Origin of the sequence: Noviherbaspirillum sp. (assembly GCF_035654295.1) — a bacterium.
In the GTDB taxonomy this organism is placed as follows: domain Bacteria; phylum Pseudomonadota; class Gammaproteobacteria; order Burkholderiales; family Burkholderiaceae_D; genus Noviherbaspirillum.
The window spans coordinates 14,984-32,200 of the sequence record NZ_DASRXF010000038.1 but is presented as its reverse complement, the minus strand read 5'-3'; the positions used below and the strand labels follow the sequence as shown (position 1 = coordinate 32,200).

Genomic DNA, 17,217 nt, shown 5'->3' with positions numbered 1-17,217 from the left:
GACATCGTGCCCACGCCGTCATAGGAGACGGCCGAGCCGTCGCTCTTGAGCTTGGCGCCGACGATGCGTCCGCTGTCGTCGTGGACATTCTCGACTTCGTGCGGCCAGAAGTATTCGATGGCGCCCTGCGGTGTGCGGCGGGAATAGATGTGGTTCAGCACCATGCCCTGCGTCAGCAGGTTGGTGAAGGGCTCGTCGACCTTGACCAGGCCGAGGTCGCGCATGACCTTGGTCCAGAAGCGCGCATACAGCAGGTGCAGGATGGCGTGCTCGATGCCGCCGATGTACTGGTCCATCGGCATCCAGTAGTCGGCGCCGCCGGCGACCATCTGCTCCTCGTTCTTGGGGTCGCAATAGCGCATGAAATACCAGGACGAATCGACGAAGGTATCCATCGTGTCGGTTTCGCGGCGGGCCGGCTTGCCGCACTGCGGGCAGTCGCAGCGCAGGAAGTCTTCGCGCTTGTTCAGCGGATTGCCGCTGCCGTCCGGCACGCAGTCCTGCGGCAGCACGACCGGCAGGTCTTTCTCGGGGACCGGGACGGAGCCGCAGCTGTCGCAGTGGATGATCGGGATCGGCGTGCCCCAGTAGCGCTGGCGGCTGATGCCCCAGTCGCGCAGGCGCCAGGTGGTCTTCTTTTCGCCGTTGCCCTTCACGGCCAGATCGGCGGCGATCTTGTCCACCGCGGCCTTGTAGCCCAGGCCGTCATAGGCGCCGGAATTGACGGTCGTGCCGCGCTGCTTGTCGGCGTACCATTCCTGCCACGCATCGGTGGAGTAGGTTTCGCCTTCCACGGCGATCACCTGCTGGATCGGCAGATTGTATTTCTTGGCGAAGGCGAAGTCGCGCTCGTCGTGCGCCGGCACGCCCATCACGGCGCCGTCGCCGTAGGTCATGAGCACGTAGTTGCCGACCCAGACCTCGACCTGCTTGCCGGTCAGCGGATGGGTGACGAACAGACCGGTGGGCAGGCCTTCCTTTTCCTTGAGCGCCAGTTCGGCTTCGGTAGTGCCGCCGCGCTTGCATTCCTCGATGAAGGCGGCGAGTTGCGGATTCGATGCGGCGGCATGCGTGGCCAGCGGATGCTCAGGCGCCACCGCGCAGAAGGTGACGCCCATGATGGTGTCGGCGCGGGTGGTGAACACGAACAGCTTGCCGTCCTGGATCAGTTGGCCCTGCGCATCGCGGATCTCGTGCGGGAAGGCGAAGCGCACGCCCTCGCTCTTGCCGATCCAGTTTTCCTGCATCACGCGCACGCGCTCCGGCCAACCGGGCAGCTTGTTGACCACGTGCTCGAGCAGTTCTTCGGCGTAGTCGGTGATCTTCAGGTAGTAGCCCGGGATCTCGCGCTTCTCGACCAGCGCGCCGGTGCGCCAGCCGCGGCCGTCGATGACCTGCTCGTTGGCCAGCACGGTCTGGTCGACCGGGTCCCAGTTCACCACCTGGGTCTTGCGGTAGGCGATGCCTTTTTCCAGCATCTTCAGGAACAGCCACTGGTTCCACTTGTAGTAGCTCGGGTCGCAGGTCGCCACTTCGCGCGACCAGTCGATGGCCAGGCCCATCGCCTGCATCTGCTTCTTCATGTAGGCGATGTTGTCGTACGTCCACTTCGCTGGCGGCACGCCATTCTTCAGCGCGGCGTTCTCGGCGGGCAGGCCGAAAGCGTCCCAGCCCATGGGCATGAGCACGTTGTAGCCGTTCATGCGCAAGAAGCGCGAGAGCATGTCGTTGATGGTGTAGTTGCGGACGTGGCCCATGTGCAGCTTCCCCGACGGGTAGGGCAGCATGGAGCAGGCGTAGAACTTTTTCTTTTCCTGGCCGTTGCGGTCCTTGGCGTGCTCGACGGTCTTGTACGCGTCGATCGCAGTCCAGTGTGCGTGCGCCGCTTTTTCGACGTCGCCGGGAAGATATTTTTCTTGCATGGCGGATGAGGCTGGTAAAAGTGGATGTAAACCAGCGATTATACCGCCCCGCACAGGTCTGATGCGCCGCAGCGCGGAGGTAATTTGAGGCCCGATTCAGCGCAACAGCAGGCTCAGCGGTGGCCTCTGGCCGTATTCGATGCAGCGTTCGTTGACCTCGGCGGCGCATTCTTCCAGCGCCTCGAGGATTTCCGGCGCTTCCTGCCGCAGGAAATCGGCGTGCAGGACTTCGATGCGGAGCATGTCTTCAGGGAGGAGGGTGAACTTGGTCATGCCGTCGCCGTCGCGCAGGCCGCCCAGGCAGTCGATCCAGGCATCCATGTTGCGGCCGTAGAAATCGGGGAAGCCGAAGACCGCCTGGCATTCGTCGTGGAAGGCCTTCCAGTTGGCGATGCGGCGTCCGTCTAGCGTCACGGAAGACATGGTCTTATTTTTCCTTGGCGTCGGTCACGAAACCCAGCTTGGTCATGCCGTTGGTCTGCGCGGCCGACATCACGCGGGCGATCACTTCATAGCGGGTGGCCTTGTCGGCGCGCAGCTGCAGTTCGGGCTGCGGGTTCTTTTGCGCTTCCTGCGCCAGGCGCTTTCCAAGGTCCGGTTCTTCAACCGGATCATTGTTCCAGAAAATCCGGCCTTCGCCATTGATCGATAGCGTGATCGTTTCCGGTTTTTGCGGCGACACCGCCGCCGGAGCGTTCGGCAGGTCGAGCTTGATCGCATGGGTGAACAGCGGCGCGGTGATGATGAAGATCACCAGCAGAACGAGCATCACGTCGACCATGGGCGTGACGTTGATCTCGGACATGGGCGCCTGCTGCTTGTTGTCGTTGAATCCGCCGAAGGCCATGCTGATCTCCTTATTTGCCGACGCGGGTGCCGGTGGTCAGGAAGGCGTGCAGGTCGTGCGCAAAGGCGTCCAGTTCGGCGAGCGTGACGCGGTTGACCCGGGTGAAGGCGTTATAGGCGAGCACCGCCGGAATGGCGACCACGAGGCCGAGCGCCGTCATGATGAGCGCTTCGCCGACCGGCCCGGCGACCTTGTCGATCTGCACGGTGCCGGTGGTCGAGACCGCGACGAGCGCATGGTAAATGCCCCATACGGTGCCGAACAGGCCGACGAAGGGCGCGGTCGAGCCGACCGAGGCCAGCAGGGTGAGGCCGTTCTCCAGCCGCGAGGACACGCGGTTGATCTCCTGCCGCAGGGTGCGGGTGATCAGCTCGCTCGGATCGATGCTGGCATTCAGCGAGCCGGCCTGCGCGGTGACGTTGGCAGCCTCCGCGCTCTGGATGGCCAGGGGCGCGTAGACGTTTTCACTGTCGGCATTCCTGACCACGGCAATGGCATCGCTCAGCGTGGGCGCTTTCCAGAAACCCTCCAGCGCGCTTGCGCTGCGGCGGATGCGCCACGAGCTCCAGGTCTTGGAAAAGATGTAATACCAGCTGACGACCGACATCAGCAGCAGCAGATAGGCGACTGCGTGCGTGACGGCGTCGCCCTGGGCCCAATAATGCGCAAATCCGAGAGTCTGGTTCATGGCTTTCCAAGGAGATCAATTGTCTTGAAGTTTAAACGGAATGGGTACCTCATACCACTCCGCGACGGGCTTGCCGTCGACTGTCGCCGGCTTGAAGCGCCAGGTCATGACGGTCTTGCGGGCGGATTCGTCGAGCAGCGGGAATCCGCTCGAGCTGCGCACCTGCACCGCGCCGGCGGTTCCTTCCGCAGTCACGAGTACCCGCAGGACGACCGTGCCCTCGTCGCCATTGCTGAGCGAGATGCGCGGGTAGGGCGGTTTGCGGTTGGTGGATGCATAGCTCGCTTCCGAGGCGCTGGTTCTGGTTGCTGCGGTTGCGGGAGCTGGCGATGTCGTGATGGGGGGCGCCGGCTGCGCGGCCGCCGGGGGAGGGCGTGCATCGATGTCAGGCGCAGGGGCGGCGGGGGCTGGCCTTGCCTCGGGTGCGGGCTTTGGCGCTGCAGGTGCGGGACGGGCGCGGCGCTCCGTCCGCGGGGCTGGCTTTTCCGGCTGCAACTGCGGAGGAGCCGGGGGCTGGGGCGGCGGCGGGAGCGCCGGTTCGGGGGCAAGCAGCTGGATCTTCAGCGGCTCAGGCATGTCCGGTTGCGGACCGGATTCCAGCCCGGCCACCAGAGCCATGAACAAGGCCGCATGCAGTGCGACCGTAGCCGCGGCGGCAAACAGCCTTGCCTTGTTCATCGAAGCGTGCGGGCCGGCGCTTCTTTTACTTCAGGCCGAGCACATCCTGCATGTCGTACAGGCCGGTCTTCTTGTCGGCGAGGAAGCGGGCGGCGCGCACGCTGCCCTGGGCATAGCTGAAGCGGCTGGACGACTTGTGGCTGATCTCGATGCGCTCGCCGATGCCGGCAAACAGCACGGTGTGGTCGCCGACGATGTCGCCGCCGCGGATGGTCGCAAAGCCGATGGAGGACGGATCGCGCTCGCCCGTCACGCCCTCGCGCGCGTACACCGCCACGTCCTCGAGATCCCGGCCGAGCGCGGAAGCGATCACTTCGCCCATCTTGATCGCCGTGCCGGAGGGCGCATCGACCTTGTGGCGGTGATGCGCCTCGACGATCTCGATGTCGTAACCGTGCGAAAAGCTCTTCGCGGCCATCTCCAGCAATTTCAGCGTCACATTGACGCCGACGCTCATGTTGGGGGCGAACACGATGGCGGTTTTCTCGGCAGCGGCGGCGATGGCTGCCTTGCCGGCTTCATCGAAGCCGGTGGTGCCGATGATGACCTTGATGCCGTGCTGCGCGCAGTATTCGACGTGCTTGAGCGTGCCTTCCGGACGCGTGAAATCGATCAGGAATTCCGCATCGGCAAGGCCCTTGGCGAGGTCGGATTCGATCGCCACGCCGGCCGGCTTGCCGAGGAAGGCAGCGGCATCGGTGCCGACGGCCGGCAATTGCGGCAGGTCGAGCGCGCCGACGAGGGTGGCGTCATCCGCGTTCTGGATGGTTTCGATCAGCATGCGGCCCATGCGGCCGGACGCGCCTGCAACGGCGATTTTCAGTTGGCTCTTCATCGGATGCTCTTACTTGCCGGCGCCGCCGGCGATGAGTGCGAGGTATTCCTGTTCGGTCGGCAAGGTATCGCCCTCGATGTTGACGAGGCGGTTGTCCTTGAAGAATGCGGTCACGCGGCTGGCGATGACTTCGCCCGAACTCTTCTTCAGGCGGAACACGTAGTCCCAGCGGTCGGCGTGGAAGACGTCGGTCAGCAGAGGGGTGCCGAGCACGAAACGCACTTGCTCGCGCGTCACGCCTTCCGGGCGCTGCATGCCTTCCTTGAGCTGTGCGACCATTTCGCGCGAAACGAAGTTGCCTTGCTGGATGTCGATGCGATAGGGCGTGAAGAAGCCGACCACGCGCTGGAAGCCGGTTGGTTTCGAGGTCGTCACGGCACCTGCCGCGGACTGCGAGGCCGCAGCCGTTTCATTAGTGAGGGGATTCTTGCTCGCACAACCGGTGAGGACGGCGGCGGCAAGGCAAAGCGCTGCCGCAAAGGCTGACCGGTGAGTGCTGAAAGACGGCATTCGCATAAAGAGTGTTTTCAATTCGGGTTTTCAATTCGTTGAGCAATCGGCCCAAAACGCTATATGATAAAGCACATAACCCAAAACCGACCAACAACATGACTAACACTCCCAATGATCTGAAGGCGAGCGGCTTGAAAGCGACGCTGCCGCGGCTCAAGATCCTCGAGATTTTCCAGACGAGTTCCGTGCGCCACCTCAGCGCGGAGGACGTGTACAAGATTCTCCTGACAGAGAACATGGATGTCGGTTTGGCAACGGTTTATCGCGTCCTGACCCAGTTCGAGCAGGCCGGCCTGCTCCACCGTAACCATTTCGAAACCGGCAAGGCGGTGTTCGAGCTGAACGAGGGATCGCACCATGACCACCTCGTCTGCCTCGATTGCGGCAGGGTGGAAGAGTTTTTCGACGATGAGATCGAGAAACGGCAACAGAAGATTGCGAAGGAGCGCGGCTTCGATATTTCCGAGCACGCGCTGGCCCTCTACGGCCACTGCACCAAGCCTGCCTGTCCGCACCGGTCCCGATGACTGCGCTGCCGGCATCCGCCGGCAGTTCCCCAGCGTTGTTTGCCCTTCCGGGCGCTTGTATTTCCACGACGGCGCGCAAAGCCGTGCCGGCCATGTTTCCCTCATGAGCAAGAAACCCGAAACCCGAAATTATCCGCGCAAGGTCCTGCGCGGCCAGGCCCGTATCGCCTTGCCCGGCATGCCCGCGACGCGGGCCAAGACCTTAGACGTGTCGCTGGGGGGGATTTGTCTCCTGGTGCCGGAACAACTGCCTACCGGTCGTATCTTCAACGTCGGGTTCGAGGCGCCGCTGAACGGTAACATGGTCCGCGTCTTTGCCGCGGGCAAGGTGATCTACAGCATTCTCGCCGGGACCGAAGGCTTTCGTACCGGACTGCAGTTTACTGAAATCGATGCGGCCAACAACAAGCTGCTGGCCGAGCTGATGATCTAGCGGGTGCTCAGTTGTGGCTGAGCGCGTTGGAGAGCAGCTTCGCGGTGATATCGACGATCGGGATCACCCGTTCGTAGGCCATGCGGGTGGGACCGATCACGCCGAGGGTGCCGACAATCTTGCCGTTGACCTCGTAGGGCGCGGTGACGATGCTCATCTCTTCCACCGGGACGAGCTGCGATTCGCCGCCGATGAAGATCTGCACGCCGGTCGCCTTGCTCGACATGTCGAGCAGCTGCATGAGGCTGGTCTTCTGTTCGAACAGGTCGAACAGCTTGCGCAGCGAGTTCATGTTGGAGGCAAGGTCGGTCACGCTCAACAGGTTGCGTTCGCCGGAGATGACGACGTCTTCCTCGTTTTCCGCCAGCGCGTCGCTGCCGGCTTCGACTGCCGCCTGCATCAGGCGCGTCATGTCGTCGCGCAGCTGGCGCAGTTCGTTCTGCAGGCGCAGCCGCACTTCGTCGAAGCCGAGTCCGCCGTAGTGCTGGTTGATGTAGTTCGCCGCCTGCACGAGCTGGGACGGGGTGTAGTCGACGTCGGTCAGCAGTAGCCTGTTCTGCACATCGCCGCCCGGCGTGACGATCACCAGCAGGATGCGCTTTTCCGACAGCCGGATGAACTCGATCTGCTGGAACACCGATTCATGCCGCGGCGTCAGCACGACGCCGGCGAACTGCGATAGCGAGGACAGCATCTGCGCAGCGTTGGAAATGATCTTTTGCGGTGATGCCTTGTGCAGCCGGGGCTGCAGTCTTGATTCCACCGTCGTCTCGTCGATCGGCTGCACCGTCAGCAGGGTATCGACGAACATGCGATAGCCGCGCGGGGTCGGAATGCGGCCCGCCGACGTGTGCGGGCTGCAGACGTAGCCCAGCTCTTCCAGGTCCGCCATGATGTTGCGTATGGTCGCCGGGGAAAGATCGAGGCCGGAAATTTTTGCGAGCGCGCGCGAACCCACCGGCTGTCCGTCGGCGATGTACCGTTCGACCAGTGCCTTGAGCAGCGTTTGTGCGCGGGAATCGAGTTGCATACGGCTATTCTAGCGAGCCGTGCCGGCGGGTGCCAGCACATATGTTGCCCGCAGGTGTCACCTTTCCTTGTCTCTTGTCAGAGCTTCATTGCATTTCCAGCCACCGTTCCAGGTCGTACAGGTTGCCGAAGACGGCATCGGGACGAATGTGCTCCGGCAGCGAACGGTCCGGGCCCAGTTCGGCGCGGTTGATCCACGCCGCGCGCAGCCCTGCGTTCTGCGCTCCTTCCACGTCCAGCAGCGGATCGTCGCCGATATACAGCGCTTCCTCCGGCGCTACGCCGAGCGCCCGGCATGCCTCGTGGAAAATCGGTGCATCCGGTTTTGCACAGCCCACGCGGTATGCCGCCACCGACGCCCGGAAATAATGCGCCATCCCGATCACATGCAGATCGGCAACGCCGTTCGACACGGAGCCGAGGATGTAGCGGTCTTGCAACCTCTTCAAAGCGGGCAGGACATCGTCGAAGGGCGTGACCTCGTTGCGCGCCTTCGTGAATACCTGCATCACGGAATCGACCAGGCGCACATCCAGCCCGGCCTCGTTGAACGCTTCGAGCAGCACGGCGCGGCGCAGGAGGGCGAGGTCGAGCTGGTAAACAGGATCGGTCGCCATCAGCTGCTGCCGGCGCGCGCGCATGCTTTCGATGGTCACCCGCTCGGTAATGGCGGGTGCGTGCTCTTTCAACCATGCGTAGAGGAGATTCTCCGCGCGCACGATCACGGGCACGATCGGCCACAGTGTATCGTCCAGGTCGAACAGGACAGCGCGTATGCTTGACATAGGGGTTGGGTTCAATCGTTTCAATGCCTGTAACAGAGCGTCAAATTATGGTCTAATCTGCTGCATGTTGCCTTTCAAGCCATTCGACCGTGCCGTCGCTTTCCAGACAGTTGCCATCATCGGCAAGTACATGGCCGCGGGTATTCAAGAGTCATTGTCCGACATTGCCGGGTTTCTCGCCAAATCCGGGCGCAAAGTGCTGCTCGAGGCAGAAACGGCGCAGAACGTCTCCCTTCCCGGCGTGCCCACGGTGACGCCGGCCGAGATCGGTCAGAACGCCGACGTCGCCATTGTGATCGGCGGGGACGGCACCATGCTCGGCATCGCACGCCAGCTCGCTCCCTACAACGTGCCCCTGATCGGAATCAACCAGGGGCGCTTGGGTTTCATGACGGACATTCCGCAGGAAGGCATGATCCAGGTGTTGTCGGAAATGCTGGACGGAAATCTGGAATCGGAGCAGCGCACCCTCCTGGAGGGCTCCGTGCTGCGCGACGGCGAGCCTATTTTCCACGCGCTCGCGTTCAACGATGTTGTCGTGGCGCGCGGTTCCACCACCGGCATGGCCGAACTGAAGGTCGAGGTCGACGGGCACTTCATGTACAACCAGCGATCGGATGGCTTGATCGTCGCCACGCCGACCGGTTCGACGGCCTATGCCCTGTCGGCCGGCGGGCCGCTGCTGCACCCGAGCCTGTCGGGGATGGTCCTGGTGCCGATTGCACCGCATGCGTTGTCGAACCGCCCGATCGTGATTCCCGACAGCTGCACGGTGATGATCGAGATCATGGGCGGGCGCGATATCAGCGTCAATTTCGACATGCAGTCGCTGGCCAGCCTGCAGCATCACGACCGCATCTTCATCCGCCGTTCCGCGCATACGATTACCTTCCTGCACCCGCTTGGCTGGAGCTATTACGATACCCTGCGGGAAAAGCTGCACTGGCACGAATATCCCTCCGTGGCGGGGAAGTTAAAATAGCAGGCTGTTTTTGCCCGATAAGTCCCAATAAGCCATTCCCGACATGCTTCGCACTCTCTCCATCCGCGATTTCGTGATCGTTGATTCGATCGAACTCGAGTTTGCTCCCGGCTTTACCGTCTTCACCGGCGAGACCGGCGCGGGCAAGTCGATCCTGATCGATGCGCTCGCCCTAGCCCTCGGCGGCCGCGGCGACGCCAGCGTCGTCCGCGAGGGCGCGGCGAAAGCCGACATCACCGCGGAGTTCAGCACCCACGCGCAAGTCGATGCCTGGCTCGCCGAGCAGGAATTCACCAATGACGAAGGCACGGTACTTCTGCGCCGCGTGATCGACAACGCCGGCCGCTCCAAGGCATTCATCAACGGCATTTCGGCAACGGCCGCGCAGCTGCGCGAGGTGGGCGAGATGCTGGTCGATATCCACGGCCAGCATGCACACCAGTCATTGCTCAAGCTCGACGCGCAGCGTGTCCTTCTCGACACGCAGGCCGGCCTGCTTGACAACGCCAAGGCGGTTGCCGCCGCGTTCAAGGAGTGGCGCGCCATTGCCCGGCAACGCGAGGAATTCGAGACCAATGCAAAGAATGTCCTGCTCGAGCGCGAGCGTCTCGAATGGCAGGTGGGCGAGCTGGAAAAGCTCGCGGTGAAACCCGGTGAATGGACCGAGATCAGCAATGAGCACAGCAGGCTGGCGCATGCGGCGAGCCTGCTCGAAGGTGCGCAGGAAGCGCTGAACGTCATTTCCGAATCGGAGTCCAGCCCGATCCTGTCGCAGCTATCCGCGCTGACTCTGAAGCTGGGCAAGCTTTCCGATGTCGACGCCGCGCTCAAGCCGGTGGTCGACGCGCTGGAGCCGGCGCGCATCCAGTTGCAGGAAGCCGTGTATGCATTGAACGATTACCTTGGCCGCGTCGAACTCGATCCCGAGCGCCTGCAGGAAGTGGAGGCGCGCCTGGACGCGATCCATTCCACCGCGCGCAAATTCCGCGTCGCGCCCGAGGACTTGCCGCAGGAATACGAAACCCTTTCCGTGCAATTGAAGCAGCTGGCCGATGCCAGCGATGTCGAAGCGCTGCGCGCGCAGGAAGAAAAGCGCAAGGCCGAGTACATGAGCGCCGCCGGCAAGCTGTCGAAAGCCCGCGCTCGGGCAGCCGAGGCATTGAGCGAAGCGGTGACGGCGGCGATGCAGGACCTGAGCATGGCGGGCGGCCGTTTCGTGGTCGCGCTGAATGCATGTGAACCGGCCGCCTACGGCCTGGAGCAGGTGGAATTCATGGTTGCCGCCCATGCGGGAACCTCGCCGCGCCCGCTGGCCAAGGTGGCGTCCGGCGGCGAGCTGGCCCGCATCTCGCTTGCCATTTCGGTGATCACCTCGACCGCGACCGTGACCCCGACGCTGATTTTCGACGAAGTCGACAGCGGCATCGGCGGCGGCGTGGCCGAAGTCGTGGGGCGCCTGCTCAAGCGTCTCGGCCAGGATCGACAGGTGCTGTGCGTGACGCACCTGCCGCAGGTGGCGAGCCAGGCCAACCAGCATTTCCAGGTCAGCAAGCGCAGCGCGGAAGGCCGCACCCTGTCCAGCATCGACGCGCTCGATTCGAAGGCACGCATCGAGGAGATCGCCCGCATGCTCGGCGGCCTCGAAATCACCGCCACCACCCGCAAGCACGCGCGCGAACTGCTTGCATCGTGACTCCATAACAAGGCACAACTCAGGATGCGTCCCAACACGGAACCGCCGCACACCCACGGCACGCTTGCACAGACCGGCCTCGTACTGGTCAACCTCGGCACGCCCGACGAAGCAACCACCCCCGCCGTCAGGCGTTATCTCAAGCAGTTCCTCTCGGATCCGCGCATGGTCGAAATCCCGCGGCCGGTGTGGTGGCTCATCCTCAACACGCTGATCCTGCCGTTCCGTTCGTCGAAGTCGGCGGCCAAGTATGCGTCCATCTGGATGCCGGAAGGATCGCCGCTCCTGGTCCACACGAAGAAGCAGGCCGCGCTGCTGCAGGGCTATCTCGGCGAGCGGGGGCACGACGTGCGCGTTGCCTTCGCCATGCGCTACGGCAGCCCGTCCATCCCGGACGTCGTCGACAAGCTGAAGGCGGATGGCTGCGACAGGATTCTTGTCCTGCCCGCCTACCCGCAATATTCCGCGACCACGACGGCCTCCACCTTCGATGCCGTGTTCCGCCATTACGCAAAGGTGCGCAACGTGCCGGAGCTGCGGCTGGTCAAGCATTACCACGACGACGAGGGCTACATTGACGCGCTGAAGAAATCGGTGCTCGCCCATTGGGACGTGAACGGCCGCCCCGACAAGCTGCTGATGAGCTTCCACGGTGTGCCCAAGCGCACGCTGCTCCTCGGCGACCCGTACCACTGCGAATGCCACAAGACCGCGCGCCTGCTCGCAAATGCGCTGCGCCTGTCGCCGGAACAGTACATGGTGACGTTCCAGTCCCGTTTCGGGAGGGCGGAGTGGCTGCAGCCTTATACGGCGCCGACGGTGCAGAAGCTCGCGAAGGAGGGTGTCCGGCGGATCGACGTGCTGTGTCCCGGGTTTACCGGCGACTGCCTCGAAACCCTGGAAGAGATTGCCATGGAGGTCAAGCAGGACTTCCTCACCGCCGGGGGCAAGGAATTCCATTACATTCCCTGCCTCAATGAATCACCGGCCTGGATCAGTGCGCTGGCCGGCATCGCCGAACAGCACATGGCCGGCTGGCCGACGATGCTGACGCCGCAGATGCGCGAGGATGCGCGCAGGGAAGCAGATGTCGCGCGCCAGAGGGCGGTGCAATTGGGGGCAGAGAAATAGCGAGTACGCGGCCTGGCAGGGCGCGACTCGATCAAACAGGGCCGGTTCCGGTCCTGTCACATTGGTAGCAGGTCAACCTGGCAGATCCAGGCCGTCGCCAGCAAGCTGTAGGCGACGACGGACGCCGTAATCAGTGGCAGTTTCATCATCTCAACTCCTTGCAGCCGGACAAAACCCGGTTGCAACATGATCAAGGTCATCGTAGTACGCCTGCCGCGGAATTGAAGCCCTTCGAGCCGTAAAGTGTGTAACAAGGCTTTACATCTTGAGGCAGTGTAATTTTTCGCAAATATTGCTCGCCATTCCCCTTGAAAATGTAAGGCATACCCCCATTTAGTGTTGCAATCGAAACTAAGTCATTGATTTTCTGGAGACTTTTTGTGATGCAAGATCAAGAGAAGATGCAGGAACAGGTGGAACAGGCCGTTCCGCCGCAAGAGAGCGCAGCGCCCGAACCGGCGCAGTCGCAGGGTGGCTCCAGCTTTGAAGAGCGTCTCGCGGCCGCTGAAGCCAAGGCGACCGAGATGCAGGACGCCTACCTCCGCGCCAAGGCCGACGGCGAGAACATCCGCCGCCGTGCCCAGGAAGACGTGGCCAAGGCACACAAATTCGCGATCGAGAATTTCGCCGAAGCGCTGGTGCCGGTGAAGGACAGCCTGGAGATGGCGCTCAAGCTCGACACACCCTCGGTCGAGTCCCTCAAGGAGGGTGTCGAAATGACCTTGAAGCAGCTTAACTCCGCCTTCGAGCGCAACCGTTTGCAGGAAATCAATCCCGTTCCGGGCGAGAAGCTCGACCCGATGAAGCACCAGGCGATCTCGATGGTCCCGGCCGACCAGGAGGCCAACACCATCGTCACCGTGCTGCAGAAGGGATATATGATTGCCGACCGCCTGTTGCGGCCGGCGCTGGTTACGGTGGCGCAGTAAAAAATCGGAGAATGGCTGCAAAGGCGCTTGAAAGACGCACTTTGTTCCGCATATACAACACATTAGAAAACTCTCGTTTTAAAGGAACACATCATGGGCAAGATCATTGGCATTGACTTGGGTACGACCAACTCCTGCGTCGCTATCATGGAAGGCGGTCAGCCGAAGGTTATCGAGAACTCCGAAGGCTCCCGTACCACTCCTTCCGTGATCGCCTATCAGGACGATGGCGAGATCCTGGTCGGCGCACCGGCCAAGCGCCAGGCCGTCACCAACCCGAAAAACACGCTGTACGCGGTCAAGCGTCTGATCGGACGCAAGTTCGAAGAAAAGGAAGTCCAGAAGGACATCAACCTGATGCCCTACCAGATCGTCAAGGCCGACAACGGCGACGCCTGGGTGGGCGTGCGCGACAAGAAGCTGGCTCCGCCGCAGGTGTCCGCTGAAGTGCTGCGCAAGATGAAGAAGACCGCCGAGGATTACCTCGGCGAGGAAGTGACCGAGGCCGTGATCACCGTGCCGGCCTACTTCAACGACGCGCAGCGCCAGGCGACCAAGGACGCCGGCCGCATCGCCGGCCTGGACGTCAAGCGCATCATCAACGAGCCGACCGCGGCAGCGCTGGCGTTCGGTCTGGACAAGAGCGGCAAGGGTGACCGCAAGATCGCCGTGTATGACCTCGGCGGCGGCACCTTCGACATCTCGATCATCGAGATCGCCGACGTCGATGGCGAAATGCAGTTCGAAGTGCTGTCCACCAACGGCGACACCTTCCTCGGCGGTGAAGACTTCGACCAGCGCATGATCGACTACATCATCGACGAGTTCAAGAAGATCAACGGGCTCGACCTGTCGAAGGACCCGATCGCGCTGCAGCGTATCAAGGCATCGGCCGAGCGCGCGAAGATCGAGCTGTCGTCCTCGCAGCAGACCGAGATCAACGAGCCGTACATCGCGATGGTCAACGGCGCGCCGGTCCACCTGAACATGAAGATCACCCGCGCCAAGCTGGAATCGCTGGTCGAGGAACTGATCGCACGCACCATCGAGCCCTGCCGCATCGCCATCAAGGATGCCGGCGTGAAGGTTTCCGACATCCAGGACGTGATCCTGGTGGGCGGTATGACCCGCATGCCCAAGGTGCAGGAAAAGGTGAAGGAATTTTTCGGCAAGGAGCCGCGCAAGGACGTCAACCCGGATGAGGCCGTTGCCGTCGGCGCCGCGATCCAGGGCTCCGTGCTGTCGGGCGACCGCAAGGACCTGCTGCTGCTGGACGTGACCCCGTTGTCGCTGGGTATCGAAACCCTGGGCGGCGTGATGACCAAGATGATCCAGAAGAACACCACCATCCCGACCAAGTTCAGCCAGGTGTTCTCGACCGCCGACGACAACCAGCCGGCGGTGACCATCAAGGTTTACCAGGGCGAGCGCGAGATGGCGACCGGCAACAAGCTGCTGGGCGAGTTCAACCTCGAAGGCATCCCGCCGGCACCGCGCGGCATTCCGCAGATCGAAGTGACCTTCGACATCGACGCCAACGGCATCCTGCACGTGAGCGCGAAGGACAAGGCCTCCGGCAAGGAAAACAAGATCACCATCAAGGCCAACTCGGGTCTGTCCGAGGACGAAATCCAGAAGATGGTGAAGGATGCCGAGCTGTACGCCGACGAAGACCGCAAGCTGAAGGAGCTGGCCGACGCGCGCAACCAGGGCGATGCACTGGTACACTCGACCCGCAAGGCGCTGTCCGAGTACGGTGACAAGCTGGACGGCGGCGAGAAGGAAAAGATCGAAGCAGCGATCAAGGATCTGGAAGAAGCCCTGAAGGGCAACGACAAGTCCGTGATCGACGCGAAGGTCGCCGCGTTGTCGACTTCCGCGCAGAAGCTCGGTGAAAAGATGTACGCCGACGCCCAGGCGCAGCAGGCCGGCGCGGCCGGTGCTGCCGGCGCAGCAGGTGCAGGAGCGGGCGCGGGCGCATCGGAAGCCAAGGCCAAGGAAGAAGACGTCGTCGACGCCGACTTCAAGGAAGTCAAAGACAAGTAATATCCCTCATTGCGGCGTGCGCCGCGATGGCCCGCCGAGCCGATGCGATCGTTCAGATCCGCGACTCGGCGTTTTGCGTTTAGAGATGCGGATTGATGGAATGACATGCCGCATCAGGGCGCGATGTCCAGAGCGGCATCGTGCCGGAGTGTTGACTGACAGGACGCCTAAAAAATGGCAAAGCGTGACTATTACGAGATTCTGGGTGTAGCGAAGAACGCCTCCGAGGAAGAGCTCAAGAAGGCATATCGCAAGCTCGCGATGAAATACCACCCGGACCGCAATCCGGACAGCAAGGGCGCGGAAGAGAAGTTCAAAGAGGCCAAGGAAGCCTACGAGATGCTTTCCGACCCGGGCAAGCGCGAGGCATATGACCGTTACGGGCATGCCGGCGTCGATCCCAACATGGGCGGCGGCGGATTCGGCGCCGGTGCCGCCGGCTTCGGCGGGTTCTCCGACGCATTCGGCGATATCTTCGGCGACATCTTCGGCCAGAGTGCGCGCGGCGGCCGTGGCGGCCCGCAGGTGTACCGCGGCGCCGACCTGCGCTACAACCTCGAAATCACCCTGGAACAGGCGGCGCACGGTTACGACACTACTATCCGCGTGCCGTCCTGGGACGAGTGCGAAACCTGCCATGGCTCCGGTGCCAAGCCGGGCACGTCGCCGACTACCTGTACCACCTGCGGCGGCCAGGGCCAGGTGCGCATGCAGCAGGGCTTCTTCAGCATCCAGCAGACCTGCCCGAAGTGCCACGGCACCGGCAAGATGATCCCGAACCCCTGCACCACCTGCAGCGGCGCCGGGCGCATCAAGCGCAACAAGACCCTGGAAGTGAAAATTCCGGCCGGTATCGATGACGGCATGCGCATCCGCTCGTCCGGCAATGGCGAGCCGGGCATGAACGGCGGCCCGCCGGGTGACCTGTATGTGGAAATCCGCATCAAGCCGCACCCGGTTTTCCAGCGCGATGGCGACGACCTGCATTGCGAGATCCCCGTCTCCTTCGCCAAGGCCGCTCTAGGCGGCGAGGTCGAGGTGCCGACGCTGAACGGAAAGGCTTCCTTCACGCTGCCCGAGGGGACGCAGTCCGGCAAGACATTCCGCCTGCGTGGCAAGGGCATCAAGGGTGTGCGCTCGGGTTACGCCGGCGACCTGTTCTGCCATGTCGTGGTCGAGACGCCCGTCAAGCTGACCGACCGCCAGAAGGAGCTGCTGCAAGAGTTCGAGAAGCTGACCACGGCGGGCGGCTCCAAGCACAGCCCGCAAAGCAAGTCTTGGAAGGACAAGGTCAAGGAATTCTTCGAATAAGCCTGCCGTTCCCTCTGCAAAAAAGCCGCCGGTCCTTGCGACCCGCGGCTTTTTTTGTTTCACGAATTAGAGTCGTTCCTCTAGTTTTTCTCCGCATAATGAAACGCTCGTACTATTGCTGCCCATAACTACTTCCCCGGAGACAATATGAAGCTTGGCATTCGCGCATCCCGCACGCTCGGTCGCATCGCCGCCGCAGCTGCATTGTCCATCGCCACCGCCGCCGGTGCTGCCGATATCGGCGGCGTCAAGCTGGACGACACCGTCCGTCTTGCCAACCAGGAGCTCAAGCTCAACGGCGCGGGCATCCGCTACAAGGCGATTTTCAAGGTGTACGTCGCCGGCCTCTACCTGACCGAAAAGAAATCCACGGTGCCGGACGTGCTCGCGGCGAACGGTCCGAGGCGCGTCACCATCGTCATGCTGCGCGACATCAGCAATGAAGAGCTGGGTCGCGGGTTCATGAGCGGCATCCAGCAGAACAGCGACAGGAACGAAAAAGCCAAGCTGATCATGCAGCTGCAAAAGTTCGGTGAGATCTTCGCCTCCATCCCCGAGCTGAAGAAAGGCGACGTGCTCACCACCGACTGGATCCCGGGATCGGGGACGGTCGTGCATGTGAACGGGAAGAAGGTCTCCGACACGCTGCCGGACGTCGCGTTCTACAACGCCTTGCTGAAAATCTGGCTGGGCGACAAACCCGTGGACGCCCAGCTCAAGCCCCTGATGCTCGGCGAGAAGCCGGATACCAGCGCCCGCGGGAACAATTCCTGATCCTGCTGAAGCACCGGTTTTGGCCGGTGCCAGTCTTGTCCTCTGTATAATGCGCGGTGCGCCCGGACCGCCGGGCGTAATGCCGTCCGCGCGC

Annotated in this window: 18 protein-coding genes; 9 read left to right on the top strand and 9 right to left on the bottom strand. The window is 62.6% G+C overall.

From position 1 onward, the window contains the following. From leuS to VFF99_RS04450, 7 genes are all read right to left on the bottom strand, one after another. Positions 1–1,922, bottom strand: a 1,922-nt coding sequence (leuS, locus tag VFF99_RS04480) for a leucine--tRNA ligase (RefSeq protein ID WP_325015361.1), incomplete at its 3' end; no start/stop codon positions are given. Positions 1,923–2,018: 96 nt separating this feature from the next. Then, positions 2,019–2,345: a barstar family protein gene (locus tag VFF99_RS04475; RefSeq protein WP_325015359.1), complete on the bottom strand. Its 327-nt coding sequence runs from the start codon at positions 2,343–2,345 to the stop codon at positions 2,019–2,021. A 4-nt stretch (positions 2,346–2,349) separates the two neighbouring features. Next, a complete protein-coding gene (locus VFF99_RS04470; RefSeq protein WP_325015357.1) occupies positions 2,350–2,769 on the bottom strand; it encodes a biopolymer transporter ExbD in 420 nt (139 codons plus the stop codon). Between the two features lie 10 nt (positions 2,770–2,779). Further along, positions 2,780–3,457 carry a MotA/TolQ/ExbB proton channel family protein gene (locus tag VFF99_RS04465; protein ID WP_325015355.1) on the bottom strand — a complete coding sequence of 226 codons (678 nt, stop codon included), beginning with the start codon at positions 3,455–3,457 and terminating at the stop codon, positions 2,780–2,782. Between the two features lie 15 nt (positions 3,458–3,472). Then, positions 3,473–4,135 carry an energy transducer TonB gene (locus tag VFF99_RS04460; protein ID WP_325015353.1) on the bottom strand — a complete coding sequence of 221 codons (663 nt, stop codon included), beginning with the start codon at positions 4,133–4,135 and terminating at the stop codon, positions 3,473–3,475. Positions 4,136–4,160: 25 nt separating this feature from the next. After that, entirely contained in the window at positions 4,161–4,970 is an 810-nt protein-coding gene (gene dapB, locus VFF99_RS04455; protein WP_325015351.1) for a 4-hydroxy-tetrahydrodipicolinate reductase, read from the bottom strand. 9 nt (positions 4,971–4,979) lie between these two features. Beyond that, positions 4,980–5,345 (bottom strand): outer membrane protein assembly factor BamE, encoded by a 366-nt coding sequence (locus tag VFF99_RS04450; RefSeq protein WP_414691500.1) that lies wholly within the window; start codon positions 5,343–5,345, stop codon positions 4,980–4,982. 233 nt (positions 5,346–5,578) lie between these two features. On the opposite strand from VFF99_RS04450, the gene fur reads away from it, so the two are divergent. Both fur and VFF99_RS04440 read left to right on the top strand, forming a co-directional pair. Beyond that, complete coding sequence (fur, locus tag VFF99_RS04445) at positions 5,579–6,010, top strand: ferric iron uptake transcriptional regulator (RefSeq protein ID WP_325015347.1); 432 nt, start codon at positions 5,579–5,581, stop codon at positions 6,008–6,010. 103 nt (positions 6,011–6,113) lie between these two features. Continuing rightward, positions 6,114–6,443: a PilZ domain-containing protein gene (locus tag VFF99_RS04440; RefSeq protein ID WP_325015346.1), complete on the top strand. Its 330-nt coding sequence runs from the start codon at positions 6,114–6,116 to the stop codon at positions 6,441–6,443. A 7-nt stretch (positions 6,444–6,450) separates the two neighbouring features. On the opposite strand, the gene hrcA is transcribed toward VFF99_RS04440, so the two are convergent. Both hrcA and VFF99_RS04430 read right to left on the bottom strand, forming a co-directional pair. Continuing rightward, positions 6,451–7,473: a heat-inducible transcriptional repressor HrcA gene (gene hrcA / locus VFF99_RS04435; RefSeq protein WP_325015344.1), complete on the bottom strand. Its 1,023-nt coding sequence runs from the start codon at positions 7,471–7,473 to the stop codon at positions 6,451–6,453. Positions 7,474–7,558: 85 nt separating this feature from the next. After that, a complete protein-coding gene (locus tag VFF99_RS04430; RefSeq protein WP_325015342.1) occupies positions 7,559–8,257 on the bottom strand; it encodes an HAD family hydrolase in 699 nt (232 codons plus the stop codon). A gap of 64 nt (positions 8,258–8,321) precedes the next feature. Between VFF99_RS04430 and VFF99_RS04425 the strand changes: the two genes are divergently transcribed. From VFF99_RS04425 to VFF99_RS04395, 7 genes are all read left to right on the top strand, one after another. Then, on the top strand, positions 8,322–9,239 hold the full coding sequence (locus VFF99_RS04425; protein ID WP_325015340.1) for an NAD kinase: 918 nt from the start codon (positions 8,322–8,324) through the stop codon (positions 9,237–9,239). 43 nt (positions 9,240–9,282) lie between these two features. Further along, on the top strand, positions 9,283–10,932 hold the full coding sequence (gene recN, locus VFF99_RS04420) for a DNA repair protein RecN (protein WP_325015338.1): 1,650 nt from the start codon (positions 9,283–9,285) through the stop codon (positions 10,930–10,932). A gap of 24 nt (positions 10,933–10,956) precedes the next feature. After that, positions 10,957–12,063, top strand: a complete 1,107-nt coding sequence (gene hemH / locus VFF99_RS04415) for a ferrochelatase (protein ID WP_325015336.1) — start codon at positions 10,957–10,959, stop codon at positions 12,061–12,063. Positions 12,064–12,446: 383 nt separating this feature from the next. Then, positions 12,447–12,992, top strand: coding sequence for a nucleotide exchange factor GrpE (gene grpE / locus VFF99_RS04410; protein ID WP_325015363.1), 546 nt, complete (start codon positions 12,447–12,449; stop codon positions 12,990–12,992). Positions 12,993–13,085: 93 nt separating this feature from the next. Beyond that, complete coding sequence (gene dnaK, locus VFF99_RS04405) at positions 13,086–15,038, top strand: molecular chaperone DnaK (RefSeq protein ID WP_325015334.1); 1,953 nt, start codon at positions 13,086–13,088, stop codon at positions 15,036–15,038. 174 nt (positions 15,039–15,212) lie between these two features. Next, on the top strand, positions 15,213–16,349 hold the full coding sequence (gene dnaJ, locus VFF99_RS04400) for a molecular chaperone DnaJ (protein WP_325015332.1): 1,137 nt from the start codon (positions 15,213–15,215) through the stop codon (positions 16,347–16,349). Positions 16,350–16,496: 147 nt separating this feature from the next. Next, positions 16,497–17,123 (top strand): chalcone isomerase family protein, encoded by a 627-nt coding sequence (locus VFF99_RS04395; protein ID WP_325015330.1) that lies wholly within the window; start codon positions 16,497–16,499, stop codon positions 17,121–17,123. Positions 17,124–17,217: the final 94 nt, after the last annotated feature.

What these genes read in the sequence shown, in the direction of transcription:
- VFF99_RS04475 (WP_325015359.1), bottom strand. Translation starts at nt 2,345, where the DNA reads ATGTCTTCCGTGACGCTAGACGGACGCCGCATCGCCAACTGGAAGGCC.
- VFF99_RS04470 (WP_325015357.1), bottom strand. Translation starts at nt 2,769, where the DNA reads ATGGCCTTCGGCGGATTCAACGACAACAAGCAGCAGGCGCCCATGTCC.
- VFF99_RS04465 (WP_325015355.1), bottom strand. Translation starts at nt 3,457, where the DNA reads ATGAACCAGACTCTCGGATTTGCGCATTATTGGGCCCAGGGCGACGCC.
- VFF99_RS04460 (WP_325015353.1), bottom strand. Translation starts at nt 4,135, where the DNA reads ATGAACAAGGCAAGGCTGTTTGCCGCCGCGGCTACGGTCGCACTGCAT.
- dapB (WP_325015351.1), bottom strand. Translation starts at nt 4,970, where the DNA reads ATGAAGAGCCAACTGAAAATCGCCGTTGCAGGCGCGTCCGGCCGCATG.
- fur (WP_325015347.1), top strand. Translation starts at nt 5,579, where the DNA reads ATGACTAACACTCCCAATGATCTGAAGGCGAGCGGCTTGAAAGCGACG.
- VFF99_RS04440 (WP_325015346.1), top strand. Translation starts at nt 6,114, where the DNA reads ATGAGCAAGAAACCCGAAACCCGAAATTATCCGCGCAAGGTCCTGCGC.
- hrcA (WP_325015344.1), bottom strand. Translation starts at nt 7,473, where the DNA reads ATGCAACTCGATTCCCGCGCACAAACGCTGCTCAAGGCACTGGTCGAA.
- VFF99_RS04430 (WP_325015342.1), bottom strand. Translation starts at nt 8,257, where the DNA reads ATGTCAAGCATACGCGCTGTCCTGTTCGACCTGGACGATACACTGTGG.
- VFF99_RS04425 (WP_325015340.1), top strand. Translation starts at nt 8,322, where the DNA reads ATGTTGCCTTTCAAGCCATTCGACCGTGCCGTCGCTTTCCAGACAGTT.
- recN (WP_325015338.1), top strand. Translation starts at nt 9,283, where the DNA reads ATGCTTCGCACTCTCTCCATCCGCGATTTCGTGATCGTTGATTCGATC.
- hemH (WP_325015336.1), top strand. Translation starts at nt 10,957, where the DNA reads ATGCGTCCCAACACGGAACCGCCGCACACCCACGGCACGCTTGCACAG.
- grpE (WP_325015363.1), top strand. Translation starts at nt 12,447, where the DNA reads ATGCAAGATCAAGAGAAGATGCAGGAACAGGTGGAACAGGCCGTTCCG.
- dnaK (WP_325015334.1), top strand. Translation starts at nt 13,086, where the DNA reads ATGGGCAAGATCATTGGCATTGACTTGGGTACGACCAACTCCTGCGTC.
- dnaJ (WP_325015332.1), top strand. Translation starts at nt 15,213, where the DNA reads ATGGCAAAGCGTGACTATTACGAGATTCTGGGTGTAGCGAAGAACGCC.
- VFF99_RS04395 (WP_325015330.1), top strand. Translation starts at nt 16,497, where the DNA reads ATGAAGCTTGGCATTCGCGCATCCCGCACGCTCGGTCGCATCGCCGCC.